Consider the following 16,560-nt stretch of genomic DNA (forward strand, 5'->3'; position numbering starts at 1 on the left):
GCATCCGTGAGCGGCATTGCGAATCCGGCCCCGGACGGGCATCTGGAAACGGGCGGCCCATGACGCCGCCGCTTGGCATATCGCAGGAAGGAACGTCCATGAGCTTCGACACCGCCATGACCCGCCGCGGCGCGCTGCGCCTTTCGCTGGGCGTCCTGGCCGCCGCCCCGCTGATGACCGCCGCCGGCGCGCGCGCCGAACAGTCCGCGCCCGAATTCGTGCTGGGCGAGCAGGTCATGGGCGATCCCGACGCGCCGGTGACGGTGATCGAATACGCCTCGCTCACCTGCCCCCATTGCCGCCGCTTCCATGAAACCGTGTTTCCGCGGCTCAAGCGCGAATACATCGACACGGGCAAGGTGCGCCTGATCTACCGCGAGGTCTATTTCGACCGTCTGGGCCTGTGGGGCGGCATGCTGGCGCGCTGCGGCGGCAAGGACCGCTATTTCGGCTTCATCGACGCGCTGCTGCGCGGGCAGGAGAACTGGACCCGCGCCGACGACGTGATGGCCGAGTTCAAGAAGATCGGCCGCCTGGGCGGGCTGACCGACGAGCAGGTCGAGGCCTGCCTGCGCGACGAGGACAAGGCCCGCGCCCTGGTCGAGATGTATCAGGGCTACCGCGACGACCCGCGCCTGACCGGCACGCCGACCCTGATCGTCGGCGAAGAGAAGGTCGAGCAGCCCAGCTTCGAGCGCCTCTCCGCCGCGATCGACAAGGCGCTGGCGGGCTGATCCCAACATATGGGGGTCCGAGCGGCGCGCGCTTCAACATCTGCGCGCCGCGGACTTGACAGCAGCGCCGTGGCCCCGAGACTTGTCAGATCGGGAATCGACGGGGCCGCGCGTGCAGTTCGTCAGACTCAGGCTTCAGGGCTTCAAGAGCTTCGTGGACCCCACGGAGCTCGTCATCGCGCCCGGCCTGACGGGCGTGGTCGGGCCGAACGGCTGCGGCAAGTCGAACCTGCTCGAGGCGCTGCGCTGGGTGATGGGCGAAAGCTCGGCGCGGGCCATGCGCGGCGGCGCCATGGAGGACGTGATCTTCGCCGGCGCCGCCAGCCGCCCGCCGCGCAGCTTCGCCGAGGTGTCGCTGCTGATCGACAACGCCGAGCGCCGCGCGCCGCCCGGCTTCAACGATTCCGACACGATCGAGATCGTCCGCCGCATCACCCGCGAGGCCGGCTCGGCCTACAAGGCCAACGGCAAGGAGGTGCGCGCGCGCGACGTGCGCATGATGTTCGCCGACGCGGCGACGGGCGCGCACTCGCCCGCGCTGGTGCGCCAGGGGCAGATCTCCGAGCTCATCAACGCGCGGCCCAAGGCGCGGCGCGCGATCCTCGAGGACGCGGCCGGCATCGGCGGGCTCTACCAGCGCCGCCACGAGGCCGAGCTGAAGCTTGCCGCGGCCGAGGCCAACCTTGCGCGGGTGGCCGACGTGCTCGAGGGGCTCGACCAGCAGCTGGCCCAGCTGGCGCGCCAGGCGCGCCAGGCCGCGCGCTATCGCGAGCTGTCGCAGGCGCTGCGCCGGGCCGAGGCGTTGCTGCTGCTGCAACGCTGGCGCGAGGCGGATGCCGAGCGCGCCGCCGCCGAGGCCGCGCTGACCGAGGCGACCCGCGCCGCCGCCCGCGCCCAGGCCGAGGCCGCCGCCCGCGCCGCCGCCCGCATCGAGGCCGAGCAGGCGCCCCCGCCGCTGCGCGAGGAGGACGCCGTCGCGGGCGCCGTGCTCCAGCGCCTCGTGGTCGAGCGCGAGGGGCTGGACGAGAAGATCCGCGAGGCCGCCGCCGAGGTCGAACGCCTGACCGCGCGCCTGCGCCAGCTCGACGCCGACATCGCGCGCGAATCGGCGCTCGACTCCGAGGCGGCGCAGATGACCGAGCGGCTCGCGCGCGAGGACGAGGCCCTGGCCCGCGCCGAGGCCGGCCATCCCGAGGCGCTGGCCCGCGCCGAGGAGGAAGCGCGCGCCGCCGCGCAGGAGGCCGCCGCGCGCGAGTCCGCGCTCGACGCCGCCGCCGCGGCGGCGGCCGAGCTCGAGGCGCGGTGCAAGACGGTGCGCCAGCGCCTCGAGCAGGCGCGCGCGGGGCTCGAGCGCGCGCGCAAGGCCCATGCCGAGGCCGAGGCCGGCGCGGCGGCGCTCGAGACCCGCGCCCCCGCGCTCGAGCAGGCCGCCGAGGCCGCGCGCGCCGCCGCCGCCGAAGCCCGCGCCGAGGCCGAGGCGGCCGAAGCGGGCCTTGCCGAGGCCGAGAAGGCCCGCGCCGCCGCCCAGGGCGCCGAGGCCGAGACCCGCGCGGCCCTGTCCGCCGCGCAGGGCGAGGCGCGCGCGCTCGAGGCCGAGGCGGCGGGGCTCGAGCGCGCGCTGTCGCGCGATGCGGGGCCGAAGGGCCAGGCGCTGGACGCGCTCGAGGTGACGCCGGGCTACGAGGCGGCGCTGGGCGCGGCGCTGGGCGAGGATCTGCGCGCGCCGCTGCTCGAGCCGGGGCAGCCCGGGGCGGGCTGGCAGGCCCTGCCGCCCTGCGATCCGCCCCTTGCGCCCTTGCCCGAGGGGGTCGAGCCCTTGGCCGCGCAAGTCAAGGCGCCGCCGGCGCTGGCGCGCCGCCTGGCGGCGGTCGGGGTCGTGAAGGCCGAGGACGGCGCCGCGTTGCAGGCGGCGCTGCGTCCGGGGCAGCGGCTGGTCAGCGCGAAGGGCGATCTGTGGCGCTGGGACGGCTATCGGGCGGGGGCGGGCCAGGCGCCTTCGGCGGCGGCCGAGCGTCTGCGCCAGCGCAACCGGCTGAGCGAGCTGCGCCAGGCGCTGACGGCCGCCGCCGCCGCGCAGCAGGACGCCGCCGCGCGCCATCGCGCCGCGGCCGAGGCCGCCGCCGCCGCCGCCCGCGCCGAGGCCGAGGCGCGCGCCCGCCGCCGTCAGGCCGATCAGCGCCAGGCGGACGCGGCGCGCGCGCTGTCGCGGGCCGAAGCGGACCTCGAGGCCGCGCGCGGCCGCCTCGAGGCCCTGCGCGCCGCGCGCGACGCCCGCGCCGCCGAGCTGGCCGCCGCCCGCGCCGCCGCCGACGAGGCCGCCGCCGAGGCCGAGGGGCTGGGCGATGTGGACGAGGCGCGCGCGCGCCTGGCGGCCCTGCGCGCCGAGCTGAGCCGCGCGCGCGAAGCCCAGCTGGCCGCGCGCGCGGCCGCCGACGATCTGCGCCGCCGCGGCGAGGGGCGCGCGCGCCGCCGCGCCCAGATCGCCCGCGAGGCGCAGGACTGGACCCGCCGCGCCCAGGCCGCCGGCGCGCGCATCGCCGAGCTGACCGCCCGCCGCGCCGAGGCGGCCGCCGCGCTCGAGGCCGCCCGCGCCCACCCCGCCGCGCTCGAGGCGCGTCGCCACGAGCTGGTCGGCGCCATCGCCCGCGCCGAGGCGCGCGCCAAGGCCGCCGCCGATGCGCTGGCCGCCGCCGAGGAGGCGCTGCGCGCCGCCGAACAGGCCGAGCGCGCCGCCGAGCGCGCGGCCGCCGAGGCGCGCGAGGCGCGCGCGCGCCTCGAGGCCCGCGCCGAAGCCGCGGCCGAGCGCGCCCGCGCCGCCGCCGCGCAGCTCGAGGAACGGCTGTCGATGCCGCATGCCAAGGTCGCGGCGCATTTCGAGCTCGACCCCGAAGACGCGCCGGACCCGGCCGCGATCGAGCGCGAGATCGCCGATCTGCGCCGGCGGCGCGACGCGCTGGGCGCGGTCAACCTGCGCGCCGAAGAGGACGCGCGCGAGATCCGCGCCGAGCGCGACTCGCTGGCGGCCGAGCGCGACGACCTTCTGGCCGCCATCGCCCGCCTGCGCCAGGGCGTGGCGGGGCTGAACGCCGAAGGGCGCGCGCGCCTGCTCGCCGCCTTTGAGGAGGTGAACCGCAACTTCCGCACGCTCTTCACCCATCTGTTCGGCGGCGGGCGGGCCGAGCTGGTGCTGGTCGAGTCGGACGATCCGCTGGATGCGGGGCTCGAGATCATGTGCATGCCGCCGGGCAAGAAGCTGTCCTCGCTGTCGTTGCTGTCGGGGGGCGAGCAGACGCTGACGGCGCTGAGCCTGATCTTCGCGGTGTTCCTGGCCAATCCCGCGCCGATCTGCGTGCTGGACGAGGTGGACGCGCCGCTGGACGACGCGAACGTGACGCGCTTTTGCGACCTGCTGGACGAGATGCGCCGGCGCACGAGCACCCGCTTTCTCATCATCACCCACCACGCGGTCACCATGTCGCGCATGGACCGGCTGTTCGGCGTGACCATGGCCGAGAAGGGCGTCAGCCAGCTTGTCTCGGTGGATCTGACGCGCGCCGAGGCGCTGCTCGAGGGCTGAGCGCGGCGGCGCGTTGACTTGGGCGCGCGGCTCGCCCATCAGACGGGCGCAGGCGGGCGGCGGGCCCGGCAAGGCGGAGGCGGCGATGCTGGCGATACCCTTTCCCGACATCGATCCGGCGATCTTCACGATCGAGCTGGGCGGGCTGAGCTTCAGCCTGCGCTGGTATGCGCTGGCCTATATCGCGGGGCTGGTGCTGGGCTGGCGCTACGTGACGTGGCTGGTGCGCCGCCCGCAGCTGTGGCGCGGCGCGCCGCCCATGACCCCCGAGCAGACCGAAGAGCTGCTCACCTGGATGGTGGCGGGGGTGATCCTGGGCGGGCGGCTGGGCTTCGTCCTGTTCTACCAGCCCGAATACTTCCTGCAGCATCCCTGGCAGATCCTTCAGCTCTGGAACGGCGGCATGTCGTTCCATGGCGGCTTTCTGGGCGTGGTCGCCGGGGTGATCGGCTTTTGCCGCGCGCGGGGGCTGCCGCTGGCCTCGGTGGGCGACTGCGTGGCCATGGCGGCGCCGATCGGGCTGCTGTTCGGGCGCGTGGCGAACTTCATCAACGGCGAGCTGTGGGGCCGCGTCACGGACGTGCCCTGGGCGGTGATCTTTCCGACGGGGGGCGGCGCGCCGCGCCATCCCTCGCAGCTTTACGAGGCGGCGCTCGAGGGCGCGCTTCTGTTCGCGCTCATGTGGTGGCTGGGAACGCGGCGCGGCTGGCTGCGGCGGCCGGGCGCGATGATCGGCGTGTTCCTGCTGGGCTATGGCTGCGCCCGCGCCTTCGTCGAGCTGTTCCGCCAGCCCGACGCCTATTTCCAGACGCCCGACAATCCCATGGGCTACGCGCTGCGCCTCGGGGCCGAGGGCGGGCTGACCATGGGGCAGCTTCTGTCCTTGCCCATGATCGCGGCCGGGGCGGCGGTTCTGGCGCTGGCCTGGCGGCGCGCGGGGGCCGGGCGGGCCGGCGGAGGCGCGGCGTGAACGCGCTCGAGCGCCTGATCCGCCGGCGCATCGCGCTCGAGGGGCCGCTGCGCCTGTCGGACTACATGCAGATGTGCCTGGCCCATCCCGAGCACGGCTACTACGTCACCCGCGATCCCCTGGGGGCGGGGGGCGACTTCGTCACCGCCCCCGAGATCAGCCAGATGTTCGGCGAGCTGCTGGGCCTGTGGGCCGCGCAGGTCTGGATCGACATGGGCCGCCCGCGCCGGGCGACGCTGGCCGAGCTTGGCCCGGGCCGCGGCACGCTGATGGCCGACGCGCTGCGCGCGGCCGGCCGCGTGCCCGGCTTCGCCGAGGCCGTGCGCCCCTGGCTGGTCGAGATCAGCCCCGCCCTGCGCCGGCGCCAGCGCCAGGCCCTGGCCGGGCGCGCGGCGCGCTGGGTCTCGCGCCCCGAGGATCTGCCCGAGGGGCCGCTGATCGTGCTGGCGAACGAGTTCTTCGACGCCCTGCCCATCCGTCAGTTCGAGCGCCGCGGCGGCGTCTGGCGCGAGCGCGTGGTGGCCTTGCGCGAGGGGCGCCTCGCCCTTGCCCTGGGTCCGGCGGTTCCCTGGGACGAGGACGCGCCCGAGGGCGCCTTGCGCGAGGATTGCCCCGACGGGCGGCGCGTGGCGGCGCTGCTGGGGGCGCGGCTGCGCGCGCATGGCGGCGCGGCGCTGATCGTGGATTACGGCTATCTGAGCGTTCCGCCCATGGGCGGCGACACCTTCCAGGCCCTGCGCGGCGGGCGCTACGCCGATCCCTTCGCCGCGCCCGGCGAGGCCGATCTGACCGCGCATGTGGATTTCGGCGCGCTGGCCCGCGCGGCCGCCGGGGCCGGCGCCGTGGCCTGGCCGGCGGCGACGCAGGGCGTGCTGCTCGAGCGGCTGGGCGTCACCGAGCGCGCCCGCGCCCTGGCCCGCGCGGCGGCGTCGCGCGCGCAAGGGGGCGAAGGGGGCGGCGGCGATGCGGTCGAGGCCATCGTGGCGGCGCATCGGCGCTTGACCCACCCGGACGAGATGGGAAGCCTGTTCAAGGCGCTGGCCCTGACCGGGCCGGGCCAGCCCGCGCCGCCGGGCTTCGCGCCCGAGGCGGGCCGAAACGGATGAGGAAAGTCGCATGCCGCTTGAAGCCCTGCGCGCCGACGAGCTGAACTTCGGCCCCGACGGCCCCCGTCACGCCTTCTTCACCCGCAGGGGCGGGGTCTCGGGCGGGATCTGGGCCGAGTTCAACGGCGGCGCCGGTTCGAAGGACGACCCCGCCGCCGTCGCGCGCAACCGCGCCCTGGCCGCCGAAAGCATGGGCGTCGCGCCCGAGCGGCTCTTGTTCCTGCGCCAGGCGCACACCGCGCGGGCCGTCGCCGCCGAAGGCCCGTGGCCGGGCGATCCGCCCGAGGCCGACGCGCTGGTCGCCGACCGCCCCGGCCTTGCGCTGGCGGTGATGACGGCCGATTGCGCGCCGGTGCTGCTGGCCGACCCCGAGGCGGGCGTGATCGGCGCCGCCCATGCGGGCTGGCGCGGCGCGCTCGAGGGCGTGCTGGAGGCGACGCTCGACCTGATGGAGCGCATGGGCGCCGAGCGCGCCCGCATCGCCGCCGCGATCGGGCCGTGCATCAGCGTGCACGCCTACGAGGTGGGCGAGGAGTTCATGGAGCGCTTCATGGACGAGGACCCCGCCAATGGCCGCTTCTTCTCGGGCGGGCCGTCGGGCAGGCCGCATTTCGACCTGCCGCGCTTCTGCCTCGAGCGGCTGCGCGCCGCGGGGGTCTCGCGCTGCGGCTGGATCAGGCGCTGCACCTTCTCCGAACCCGATCGTTTCCACTCCTACCGCCGTGCGACGCGCGAGGGGGCCGAGGATTACGGGCGCCTCGTCTCGGCCATCGCGCTGGGCGGCGAGGGATGAGCGCCCGCCGCCTGGGCGCTGCGGCGCTGGCGGCGTCGGCGGCGCTGGCCGCGGCGGGATGCGGCGCGGACATGCCGGCGCGCGATGCGGCGGCGCCGTCTTCGCCCCGCGCCGCGGCCGGGGTCGAGGCGCCCTTCCTCGCTGCCGCCGCGCCCTCGGCGCGGGTGCGCATCGAGGTGGCGGCACCGGCGGGCATGGCCCCGGCCGACGGCGCGCGGCTGGCGCTGATGACGGCGCGGCTTCTGGGGCCCGAGCCGGCGCCCGGCGCGCGCCCGGCCAGGCGCCTGCGCGCCGAGGCAGCGCTGTCGCGCGCGGCCGGGGTCGCGCGTCTTGACTGGGTGGTTCGGGATGAGGGCGGGGCGACGATCGGCGCGTTCTCGGCCGCCGTTCCGGGCGACGCCGCCGCCCACGCGCCCCGTCTTGCGGCGGCGTCGGCGGCGCGCATCCGCCGCCTGCCGCCCGTGCGCGCCGCGATCGAGGGCGCGCCGGGGTTTTGAGCCCGCGGCGGGCGCGCGGACGCCTTGCGCCGCGCGCGCCGGGCGGCCTTGGGACGGCGCCGCAGCCCGGCGCCGTCGGCTGGCCCGAAGGGCGCGCGGCTCGGCCCTCGCCGGGCCGGGCAAGCGGAATTCGCCGAAGGCGCGCGGCGCTGCGTCCGACAGGCCCGCCGGGGCGCTTCGGGATCAGCCGGGGGCGCCCTTGGGGCAGCCGGGGGCGGTCGGGGATCGGTCGGCGATCACTCCGCTTGCGCGGCGCGCGCCTCGAGCACGTCGAAGGGCACGCCCGGCTCGTTCTTGGCGCAGCGGATCACCAGCGAGGTCTTGACGCTGGCCACGTTCGGCGCCGCGGTCAGCTCGCCGGTCAGGAAGCTCTGGAACGAGGACAGGTCCGGCGCCACGCATTTGAGGATGAAGTCGATCTCGCCGTTGAGCATGTGGCACTCGCGCACCAGGGGCCAGGCGCGGGCGCGCTCTTCGAACGCGACCAGGTCGGCCTCGGCCTGGCTGCGCAGGCTGACCATGGCGAAGACGGTGACCTCGAAGCCCAGCTCGCGGGCGTTGACGCGGGCGTGATATCCTTGGATGAAGCCCGTCTCCTCCAGCGTGCGCACGCGGCGCAGGCAAGGGGGCGCCGAGATCCCGACCCGGCGCGACAGCTCGACATTCGTCATGCGGCCGTCGGCCTGCAGTTCGGCCAGGATCTTGCGGTCGATCGGATCGAGCTTGACGTGAGGCATGGCGCGTCGTTCGTCCCCTGTGCGGCGCGTCGCCGGGCGCGGCGCGCGGAGTGATCTTTTTCTAATTGCCCCGCTGGGGCGACGCAAGGCAATAATATTGCGCGAGCGCGCAAGAAATGGAAACGGGCGGGCATGAGCGGCGCGGCGGATCATGGCGAAGGCGGCGGCAAGGACCCGGGCGAAGGCGCCGGGCGCCGGCGCATCTGGACGCTGACCGACGGGCGCCCGGGCAATGAGAATCCCGCCCTGGCCCTGGCCGAGGCCCTGGCGCGCAGGCCGGGCGGCGCGTTCGAGGGCGCGCGCATCGAGACGCGGCGCATCGCCCTGCGCCGCTGGGCCGCGGCGCTGCCGCCGGCGCTGTGGGCGCTGGGCGGGGCGCGGCGCGGGGGCTGGCCGTTCTCGGGCCTCGAGGATGGCGGCGCGGCGCTGGATCGGCCCTGGCCCGATCTGCTCGTGGGCGCAGGCCGCCGCGCCGCGCCCGTGGCGGCGGCCATGCGGCGCCTGTCGGGCGGGCGCACGCGCGCGGTGCAGATCCTGGACCCGCGGATGCCGCTGGCGATGTTCGACGCCGTGGCGGCGCCGCGTCATGACGGCCTGCGCGGCGCGAATGTGGTGACGACGACGGGGTCGCTGACGCGCATCACGCCGCAACGCCTGGCGCAGGCCGCGGCCGCCGCGCCGCCCGCCTTGCGCGCGGCGGGCGCGCCGCGTCTGGCGGTTCTGCTCGGCGGGCCCAGCCGCGCGGCGCGGATGGGGCCGGGCGCTTTCGGTCGCCTCGGCGCATGGCTGGCCGCGCGCGCGGGCGAGGGCGCGGCGGTGTGGGTCACGCCCTCGCGGCGCACGCCGCCCGAGGGGCTTGCGGCGCTGCGCGAGGCGCTGGGCGGGGCGGGCTGGATCTGGGACGGGCGCGGCCCCAATCCCTACGAGGCCATGCTGGCCCTGGCCGACGAGATCGTGGTGACGGCCGACTCGGTCAACATGGCCAGCGAGGCCGCCGCGGCGGGCAAGCCCGTGCGCGTGGCGCCGGCCGATCGGCTGGCGCCGAAGCTGACGGCCTTTCACGCCGCGCTGCGCGAGGCGGGGGCGGCCTTCGCGCTCGAGACCCCGGCCGAGGAGGCCCGCGCGCGCTTTCGCCCCCTGCGCGAGACCGACGCCGCCGCCGCCCGCGTCGAGGCGCTGCTCGCGCGGCGGTGAGCGCGGGGCGCTTTCCTTGCCGGCCGCGCGCGCTTATATGGGGCCGGACCGCGCTTGCCGCGCCCATGCCGACGCCCTTTTCCGCGCCCCGAATGCAGGAGCTCCGCCATGTCCGACACCCGCCGCGTCAAGGTTCTGATCATCGGCTCGGGCCCCGCCGGCTGCACGGCCGCCATCTACGCCGCGCGCGCGATGCTGTCGCCGGTGATGATCCAGGGCGTGCAACCGGGCGGCCAGCTGACCATCACCACCGAGGTCGAGAACTGGCCCGGCGACCAGGAGGTTCAGGGCCCCGCGCTGATGGAGCGCATGGAGGCCCACGCCCGCGCCGTGGGAACCGAGATCGTCGCCGATCACGTCAATCGCCTGGACCTGTCGTCCCGCCCCTTCCGCGCCGAGTGCGACTCGGGCCGGGTGTGGCTGGCCGACGCGGTGATCCTGGCCACCGGCGCGCAGGCCAAGTGGCTGGGCCTGCCCAGCGAAGAGAAGTTCAAGGGCTTTGGCGTGTCGGCCTGCGCCACCTGCGACGGCTTCTTCTATCGCGGCAAGGAGGTGGTGGTGATCGGCGGCGGCAACACCGCGGTCGAGGAGGCGCTGTTCCTGACCAACTTCGCCTCGAAGGTGACGCTGATCCACCGCCGCGATTCGCTGCGCGCCGAAAAGATCCTGCAGCAGCGGCTTTTCGCCAATCCCAAGGTCGAGGTGCTGTGGAACCATCAGCTTGACGAGGTGCTGGGCGAGGACGAGCCCAAGGGCGTGACCGGCGTGCGCGTGCGCGACGTGCAATCGGGCGCGACGCGCGAGATCCCCTGCGCCGGCGTCTTCATCGCCATCGGCCACGCGCCGGCCTCCGAGCTGGTGCGCGATCAGCTCGAGACGCATCACGGCGGCTATGTGAAGGTGCGGCCGGGCACGGCCTCGACCGAGATCCCGGGCGTGTTCGCCGCCGGCGACGTGACCGACCATGTGTATCGGCAGGCGGTGACCTCGGCGGGCATGGGCTGCATGGCCGCGCTCGAGGCCGAGCGCTTCCTGGCCGAGCAGGCGGCGCTGGAGCCGGCGGCCGAGTAAGGCCGCCCGCCGCGCCCGTCGCGCCCGTCGCCCGGCCGCCCCTTCGGCGCGCGGCGCCCGCCGCGCCCGTTTCGCGCCCGCCCCGCGTCCGACCCGGGCGGGGCCTGCACCGGACCTGCGCCTGTCCTGCGTCCCGCCGCGCGCCGCCCCGAAGGTTGCGTTCGCTCCGCCCCCGCGCACACTGGCCCCCCTTCGGGGGAACGCGCGCATGGGCAAGATCGTCAGCCTGCAGATCCTGCGCGGCGTCGCCGCGACGCTGGTGGCGGGGTTTCACCTGTTCGCCGCGGCCGAGGCCGAAGGCGCCGATCCGGGGCTGTTCCGGCTGTTCTCGGGCGGAGAGATCGGCGTCGACGTCTTCTTCGTCATCAGCGGCTTCATCATCTTCCACATCTCGCGCAACCGGCCCGGCATGACCAGGTCGGCCTTCCTGCAGTCGCGCTTCTGGCGGATCCTGCCGCCCTACTGGGCGATCCTTTCGCTCTACATCCTGGCCGCCCTTGGCCTTGCCGCGCTGCTGGGCGATCGCGGAAAGCTGCCGGACGGGTCGAGCCTGCTGATTTCCTACCTGCTTCTGCCTCACCCGGATCAGGTGATCGTGATCGCCTGGACCCTGTCGCTGGAGCGCTGTTCTACGCGCTCTTCGCCGCCACCTTCTTCGGGGGCGGCGCGCGGCGGCTGATCGCGGCGATGGTCCTTTGGGCGGCGGCCGCGCAGGCCTTCGCGTTTCTGGTCGAGGACAAGCCCGTCTGGCTGCTGATTCCGCTTCAGACCGCCGTGCTCGAATTCCTGTTCGGCATCCTGATCGCCATCGGCCACGGCGCGCTGAACGGGCGCCGGCCGCCCTGGCGCCTGCCGGCCTTCGTCGCGGGGGCGGCGGGCGTTCTGCTGGGTTCGGCGACGGGGGGCTGCATGTCGAGGGGCTGGGGCGCGAGATCGCCTCGGGCGTCTTCGCCGCGCTGCTGGTCTATGGGGCGCTGGGATTTTCGCTGCGCGACATGCCGCTTCTCGAGACCTGGGGCGAGAGCTCCTACATCCTCTACCTTCTCCACATCCTGTGGTTCTCGGTCGTCGGAAAGGCGGTCGAGGTGCTGGCCGGCGTCAACGTCTACGCCTCGCAGGCGTGGATGCTGGCGCTGCTGGTCTCGGTCGTCGCCGCCTCGTGCGCGGGCGTCGTCTGGATCGAGCGGCCCTACCAGCGATGGTATCGCCGGAGGATCGCGCGCCCGGCCCTCGCCCGGGCGGCATGACGGCGCGGGCGCGGGGGGGCGCGCAAGGCGGGCGCCTGACGTCGCGACCGTCTTGCCCGGGCTGGGGCGCGCATGCTTCGCTTCGCGCCGGCAAGGGAGGGACGCCATGGACAAGCTGCTTTACGAGACCGACGGGCGCATAGCGCGGCTGACGCTGAACCGGCCCGAGCGGCTCAACGCCATCGACGACGAGCTGCCGCTGCTGATCGAACAGGCCGTGGCGCGCGCCAACGACGACCCGCAGGTGCGCGTGCTGGTGCTGTCGGGGGCCGGGCGCGCCTTCTGCGCGGGCTACGACCTGACCTATTACGCCGAGGGAAACCCCGGCAAGGTCACGCAGGACATGCCCTGGGACCCGATGAAGGACTTCGCCTTCATGTGGCGCAACACGCAGCGCTTCATGTCGCTGTTCCGCTCGCTCAAGCCGGTGATCTGCAAGGTGCACGGCGCGGCGGTGGCGGGCGGGTCGGACATCGCGCTGTGCTGCGACCTGCTGATCATGGCCGAGGACGCGCGGATCGGCTACATGCCCGCCCGCGTCTGGGGCTGTCCGACCACGGCGATGTGGGTCTACCGCGTGGGCATGGAGAAGGCCAAGCGCATGCTGCTGACCGGCGACGTGATCGACGGGGCCGAGGCGGCGCGCATGGGGCTGGCGCTCAAGGCCGTGCCGGCGGCCGAGCTCGACGCCGAGGTCGAGCGCCTGGCCGAGCGCATGGCCACGATTCCGGCCAACCAGCTGATCATGCAGAAGATGATGATCAACCAGGCGATCGAGGCCATGGGCCTGAACGAGACCCAGCGCCTGGCGACGCTGTTCGACGGAATCACGCGCCACTCGCCCGAGGGGCTGGCCTTCAAGCGCCGCGCCGAGAAGGTGGGCTGGAAGCGCGCCGTGGCCGAGCGCGACCAGGGCCTGTGGGACTGGACCGAGGATCGGCCGACCAACGGGGCGCCGGATCCGCTTGACGGACGGGGCGGGGCGGAATAAACAGCGTCCTCGCTGGCCGAAGGGGTGTAGCTCAGTTGGTAGAGCATCGGTCTCCAAAACCGAGGGCCGGGGGTTCGAGTCCCTCCACCCCTGCCAGCGTCGGGACCGGCCGCGGTCCCATCGGGCTCCAGGGAAGGAAAGCGCAATGGCTCGGGTGAACCCCGCTCAGTTCGTGCAGCAGGTCCGCGCCGAGGCCGCCAAGGTCGTCTGGCCGACCCGCAAGGAGACCCTCATCACCACCGTCATGGTGTTCGTGATGGCCACGATCGCCGCCACGTTCTTCTTCACGGTGGACCAGATCATCGCCTACGGGGTCGAGCAGATTCTTCTGCTGGGCCGCTGAGGGCGACCGCCGGGGTTGCATTCTCCGCAGCGGTGGAGTAGTGCCCTTCGGCTCAGGACATGCTCAGCGCGCGCGCCGATTCGGGCCGCGCGCTTGACGTTTCGGGCTGCGTCGCGACGGCGCGATCATGACGGGGCGCAGGCCTCGCGGCATTGAGGTGACGAGCGGGATGGCCAAGCGCTGGTACACGGTTCACGTGCTCTCGAATTTCGAGAAGAAGGTGGCCGAGGCGATCAAGGACGCGGCGCGCCAGAACGGTCTCGAGGACGAGATCGAAGAGGTGCTCGTGCCCACCGAAGAGGTGGTCGAGGTCCGGCGCGGCAAGAAGGTGCAGACCGAGCGCCGCTTCATGCCGGGCTACGTCCTCGTGAAGATGGAGATGACCGACCGCGCCTATCACCTGGTGATGGACACGCCGCGGGTCACGGGCTTTCTCGGGCCGCAGGGCCGCCCGAGCCCGCTGCGCGATTCCGAGGTCGCGCATCTGCTCAACCAGGTCGAGGAGGGCGTCGAGCGTCCGCGTCCCGCCATCACCTTCGAGGTGGGCGAGCAGGTCAAGGTCGTGGACGGCCCGTTCGAGAGCTTCACCGGGATGGTCGAGGAGGTGGACGAGGAGAACGCCCGCCTCAAGGTGTCCGTCTCGATCTTCGGCCGCGCGACGCCGGTCGAGCTGGAATACGCGCAGGTGCAGAAGGTCGCCTGAGCGTTCGTTCGCGGGAGGCGAGGGCGGCGCGCCGCCCGGACCGGACCGCTAACCGGGTGCCCGGCGGACGCGTCCGCGCGGGCGGGATGAAGAGGAGGCCGACATGGCCAAGAAGATCGTCGGGACCCTGAAGCTTCAGGTCCCCGCCGGCAAGGCGAACCCCTCGCCGCCGATCGGTCCTGCGCTGGGTCAGCGCGGGATCAACATCATGGAGTTCTGCAAGGCGTTCAACGCCGCCACGCAGGGCATCGAGCCGGGCGCGCCGTGCCCGACCATCATCACCTACTATCAGGACAAGAGCTTCACCTTCGTGATCAAGACGCCGCCGGCGTCCTATCTGCTCAAGAAGGCGGCGAAGGTCCAGTCGGGGTCCAAGACCCCGGGCCGCGCGACGGCGGGCACGGTGACGGTCAAGCAGGTGCGCGAGATCGCCGAGGCCAAGATGAAGGATCTGAACGCGAACGACATCGAGGCCGCGATGAAGATCATTCTCGGCTCGGCGCGTTCGATGGGCATCGAGGTCAAGGGGTAAGGTCATGGCGAAGATTTCCAAGCGCATGGCCGCCGCCCGCAAGGCGCTGAACGGCAAGCACGATCTGCCCGTGGACGAGGCCGTCAAGCTGGTCAAGCAGCTGGCGACCGCCAAGTTCGACGAGACGATCGAGATCGCGGTCAATCTGGGCGTCGATCCGCGTCACGCCGACCAGATGGTGCGCGGCGTGGTGACGCTGCCCCACGGCACCGGCAAGACGGTGCGCGTGGCGGTGTTTGCGCGCGGCCCCAAGGCCGACGAGGCCCGCGAGGCCGGCGCCGACATCGTGGGCGCCGAGGATCTGATGGAGACGATCCAGTCGGGCAAGATCGAGTTCGACCGCTGCATCGCCACCCCGGACATGATGCCGATCGTCGGCCGTCTGGGCAAGATCCTGGGTCCGCGCAACCTGATGCCGAACCCCAAGGTCGGCACCGTGACCATGGACGTCGCGCAGGCGGTCAAGAACGCCAAGGGCGGCGAGGTCCAGTTCAAGGTCGAGAAGGCGGGCGTGGTCCATGCCGGCGTCGGCAAGGCCTCGTTCGACGAGAAGGCCCTGGCCGAGAACGTCAAGGCCTTCGTCGACGCGGTCAACCGCGCCAAGCCCTCGGGCGCGAAGGGGACCTACCTGAAGAAGATTTCGCTGGCCTCGACCATGGGGCCGGGCGTCTCGGTGGACGTGTCGAGCGTCGCCGGGTGACCGGATTCCCCCGGCCGCGGCCGGGGGGATGACCGCCGTTCCCGCCCAGGCGGGGCGGCGCCTGTCCAAGACGGCGGGTGGCGGGGCGCAAGCCTTGCCTTAAAGATCCCGCTCAGACGGGGAACGAATTCGAAGACGCCATTTTCTCGCGGCGATCTTGGTTCGGGACCCGGACGGGACTGAATGGCCGAAGGGGCGCGCGCCCCGACGGCATGTGTGAGCCGGCAGGGGCGCGCCCCTGCCAAGGACTTGGAGAAGACCGTGGATAGAGCACAGAAAAAGGCCATTGTCGCTGAACTCGACAAGGTCTTCGCTGACTCTGGCGCCGTCGTGGTTTGCCGCTACGCCGGGCTCTCGGTCGCTGAGATGACGGCCTTCCGCAACCAGATGCGTGCAGCTGGGGCGAAGGTCAAAGTCGCCAAGAACAAGCTCGCCAAGATCGCCCTGGAGGGCAAGCCCTGCGAAGGTATGTCGAAATACCTGACGGGCCAGACCGTGCTCGCCTACGCCGAGGATCCCGTGACCCCGGCCAAGATCGTGGAGGCCTTCAACAAGACGAACGACAAGCTCGTCATCGTTGGCGGCGCCATGGGCGAGACCATTCTGGACGAGGCCGGCGTTCGCGCGCTGGCCAAGATGCCCTCCCGCGAAGAGGTTCTGGCCAGCATCGTCGGCGCGCTCGTCGGCCCGGCCAGCAACCTCATCAACGCGATCACGGCGCCCGCGACCAACATCGCGGGCATCCTCAAGGCTCGCGCCGAAGAGGAAGCCTGAACTTGCAGCGAACGTGAGACGGCGGGGACGACCCCGACCGCCCAAACCCTGTGAACGAACGGAATCGAGAAAATGGCTGATCTGAAGAAACTCGCCGAAGAGCTCGTCAACCTGACCCTCATCGAGGCCAACGAGCTGAAGAACATCCTCAAGGAAGAGTACGGCATCGAGCCCGCCGCCGGCGGCGCGGTCGTGATGGCCGGCCCCGCGGGCGACGCCGGCGGCGCCGCCGAGGAGGAGAAGACCGAATTCGACGTGATCCTCGTCTCCGCCGGCGACAAGAAGATCAACGTCATCAAGGAAGTGCGCGCCATCACGGGCCTGGGCCTGAAGGAGGCCAAGGAGCTGGTCGAGGCCGGCGGCAAGGCCGTGAAGGAAGGCGTCTCCAAGGACGAGGCCGAGGAGATCAAGAAGAAGCTCGAAGAGGCCGGCGCCAAGGTCGAGCTGAAGTGATGCGGCGCGCGGCGCCCCTTGCGGGCGCCGCAAGCATGCGATGATCAAGGCTGGCTCCGCCCCCCGGAAGGGGTTCGGCGGAGCCGGCCCGCGTCGTCTAGGACGCCCCCGGCCGGAAGGGCCGCATATGGGGGGCGT

General features: G+C 73.4%; 18 protein-coding genes and 1 tRNA gene. 18 read left to right on the plus strand and 1 reads right to left on the minus strand.

Features of this window, described 5'->3' with window-relative positions; translation table 11 throughout:
- The first annotated feature begins 98 nt into the window (after positions 1-98).
- The 6 genes from LY05_RS12795 (at position 99) to LY05_RS12820 (ending at position 7,677) form a co-directional block, all read left to right on the plus strand.
- Positions 99-734, plus strand: a complete 636-nt coding sequence (locus tag LY05_RS12795; protein WP_091764261.1) for a DsbA family protein — start codon at positions 99-101, stop codon at positions 732-734.
- Positions 735-846: 112 nt separating this feature from the next.
- Entirely contained in the window at positions 847-4,311 is a 3,465-nt protein-coding gene (smc, locus tag LY05_RS12800; RefSeq protein ID WP_148923419.1) for a chromosome segregation protein SMC, read from the plus strand.
- 85 nt (positions 4,312-4,396) lie between these two features.
- Positions 4,397-5,281: a prolipoprotein diacylglyceryl transferase gene (gene lgt / locus LY05_RS12805; protein ID WP_148923420.1), complete on the plus strand. Its 885-nt coding sequence runs from the start codon at positions 4,397-4,399 to the stop codon at positions 5,279-5,281.
- A complete protein-coding gene (locus tag LY05_RS12810; RefSeq protein ID WP_148923421.1) occupies positions 5,278-6,387 on the plus strand; it encodes a class I SAM-dependent methyltransferase in 1,110 nt (369 codons plus the stop codon). Before lgt ends, LY05_RS12810 begins: the two co-directional genes overlap by 4 nt.
- Positions 6,388-6,397: 10 nt before the next feature.
- A complete protein-coding gene (gene pgeF, locus LY05_RS12815) occupies positions 6,398-7,180 on the plus strand; it encodes a peptidoglycan editing factor PgeF (RefSeq protein ID WP_148923422.1) in 783 nt (260 codons plus the stop codon).
- Entirely contained in the window at positions 7,177-7,677 is a 501-nt protein-coding gene (locus LY05_RS12820; RefSeq protein ID WP_148923423.1) for a hypothetical protein, read from the plus strand. Before pgeF ends, LY05_RS12820 begins: the two co-directional genes overlap by 4 nt.
- A 236-nt stretch (positions 7,678-7,913) precedes the next feature.
- Here the strand turns inward: LY05_RS12820 and LY05_RS12825 are convergent, their stop codons facing one another.
- A complete protein-coding gene (locus LY05_RS12825; RefSeq protein WP_148923424.1) occupies positions 7,914-8,414 on the minus strand; it encodes an Lrp/AsnC family transcriptional regulator in 501 nt (166 codons plus the stop codon).
- Between the two features lie 132 nt (positions 8,415-8,546).
- Between LY05_RS12825 and LY05_RS12830 the strand changes: the two genes are divergently transcribed.
- The 12 genes from LY05_RS12830 to rplL all read left to right on the plus strand — a co-directional run bounded on the left by LY05_RS12830 (position 8,547) and on the right by rplL (position 16,422).
- The gene (locus tag LY05_RS12830; RefSeq protein WP_148923425.1) at positions 8,547-9,608 is read left to right on the plus strand and encodes a mitochondrial fission ELM1 family protein; all 1,062 of its coding nucleotides are present in this window, start codon (positions 8,547-8,549) and stop codon (positions 9,606-9,608) included.
- A 108-nt stretch (positions 9,609-9,716) separates the two neighbouring features.
- A complete protein-coding gene (gene trxB, locus LY05_RS12835; protein WP_072747976.1) occupies positions 9,717-10,679 on the plus strand; it encodes a thioredoxin-disulfide reductase in 963 nt (320 codons plus the stop codon).
- A gap of 208 nt (positions 10,680-10,887) precedes the next feature.
- A complete protein-coding gene (locus LY05_RS12840) occupies positions 10,888-11,358 on the plus strand; it encodes an acyltransferase family protein (RefSeq protein ID WP_148923426.1) in 471 nt (156 codons plus the stop codon).
- Between the two features lie 316 nt (positions 11,359-11,674).
- Positions 11,675-11,926, plus strand: a complete 252-nt coding sequence (locus LY05_RS12845; protein WP_148923427.1) for a hypothetical protein — start codon at positions 11,675-11,677, stop codon at positions 11,924-11,926.
- 106 nt (positions 11,927-12,032) lie between these two features.
- Positions 12,033-12,917, plus strand: a complete 885-nt coding sequence (locus tag LY05_RS12850) for a crotonase/enoyl-CoA hydratase family protein (RefSeq protein WP_072747974.1) — start codon at positions 12,033-12,035, stop codon at positions 12,915-12,917.
- Positions 12,918-12,937: 20 nt separating this feature from the next.
- A tRNA-Trp gene (locus LY05_RS12855) sits at positions 12,938-13,013 on the plus strand.
- A gap of 49 nt (positions 13,014-13,062) precedes the next feature.
- Positions 13,063-13,260: a preprotein translocase subunit SecE gene (secE, locus tag LY05_RS12860; RefSeq protein WP_072747973.1), complete on the plus strand. Its 198-nt coding sequence runs from the start codon at positions 13,063-13,065 to the stop codon at positions 13,258-13,260.
- A 169-nt stretch (positions 13,261-13,429) separates the two neighbouring features.
- Complete coding sequence (gene nusG, locus LY05_RS12865) at positions 13,430-13,963, plus strand: transcription termination/antitermination protein NusG (RefSeq protein WP_072747972.1); 534 nt, start codon at positions 13,430-13,432, stop codon at positions 13,961-13,963.
- A 103-nt stretch (positions 13,964-14,066) separates the two neighbouring features.
- The gene (gene rplK, locus LY05_RS12870) at positions 14,067-14,495 is read left to right on the plus strand and encodes a 50S ribosomal protein L11 (RefSeq protein WP_072747971.1); all 429 of its coding nucleotides are present in this window, start codon (positions 14,067-14,069) and stop codon (positions 14,493-14,495) included.
- 4 nt (positions 14,496-14,499) lie between these two features.
- Positions 14,500-15,195 carry a 50S ribosomal protein L1 gene (rplA, locus tag LY05_RS12875; protein ID WP_072747970.1) on the plus strand — a complete coding sequence of 232 codons (696 nt, stop codon included), beginning with the start codon at positions 14,500-14,502 and terminating at the stop codon, positions 15,193-15,195.
- A 261-nt stretch (positions 15,196-15,456) separates the two neighbouring features.
- Positions 15,457-15,969 (plus strand): 50S ribosomal protein L10, encoded by a 513-nt coding sequence (gene rplJ, locus LY05_RS12880; RefSeq protein WP_072748064.1) that lies wholly within the window; start codon positions 15,457-15,459, stop codon positions 15,967-15,969.
- A 72-nt stretch (positions 15,970-16,041) separates the two neighbouring features.
- Positions 16,042-16,422, plus strand: a complete 381-nt coding sequence (gene rplL, locus LY05_RS12885; RefSeq protein WP_072747969.1) for a 50S ribosomal protein L7/L12 — start codon at positions 16,042-16,044, stop codon at positions 16,420-16,422.
- The last annotated feature ends 138 nt before the right edge of the window (positions 16,423-16,560 follow it).

Origin of the sequence: Oceanicella actignis (genome assembly GCF_008124525.1) — a bacterium.
Lineage (GTDB): Bacteria > Pseudomonadota > Alphaproteobacteria > Rhodobacterales > Rhodobacteraceae > Oceanicella > Oceanicella actignis.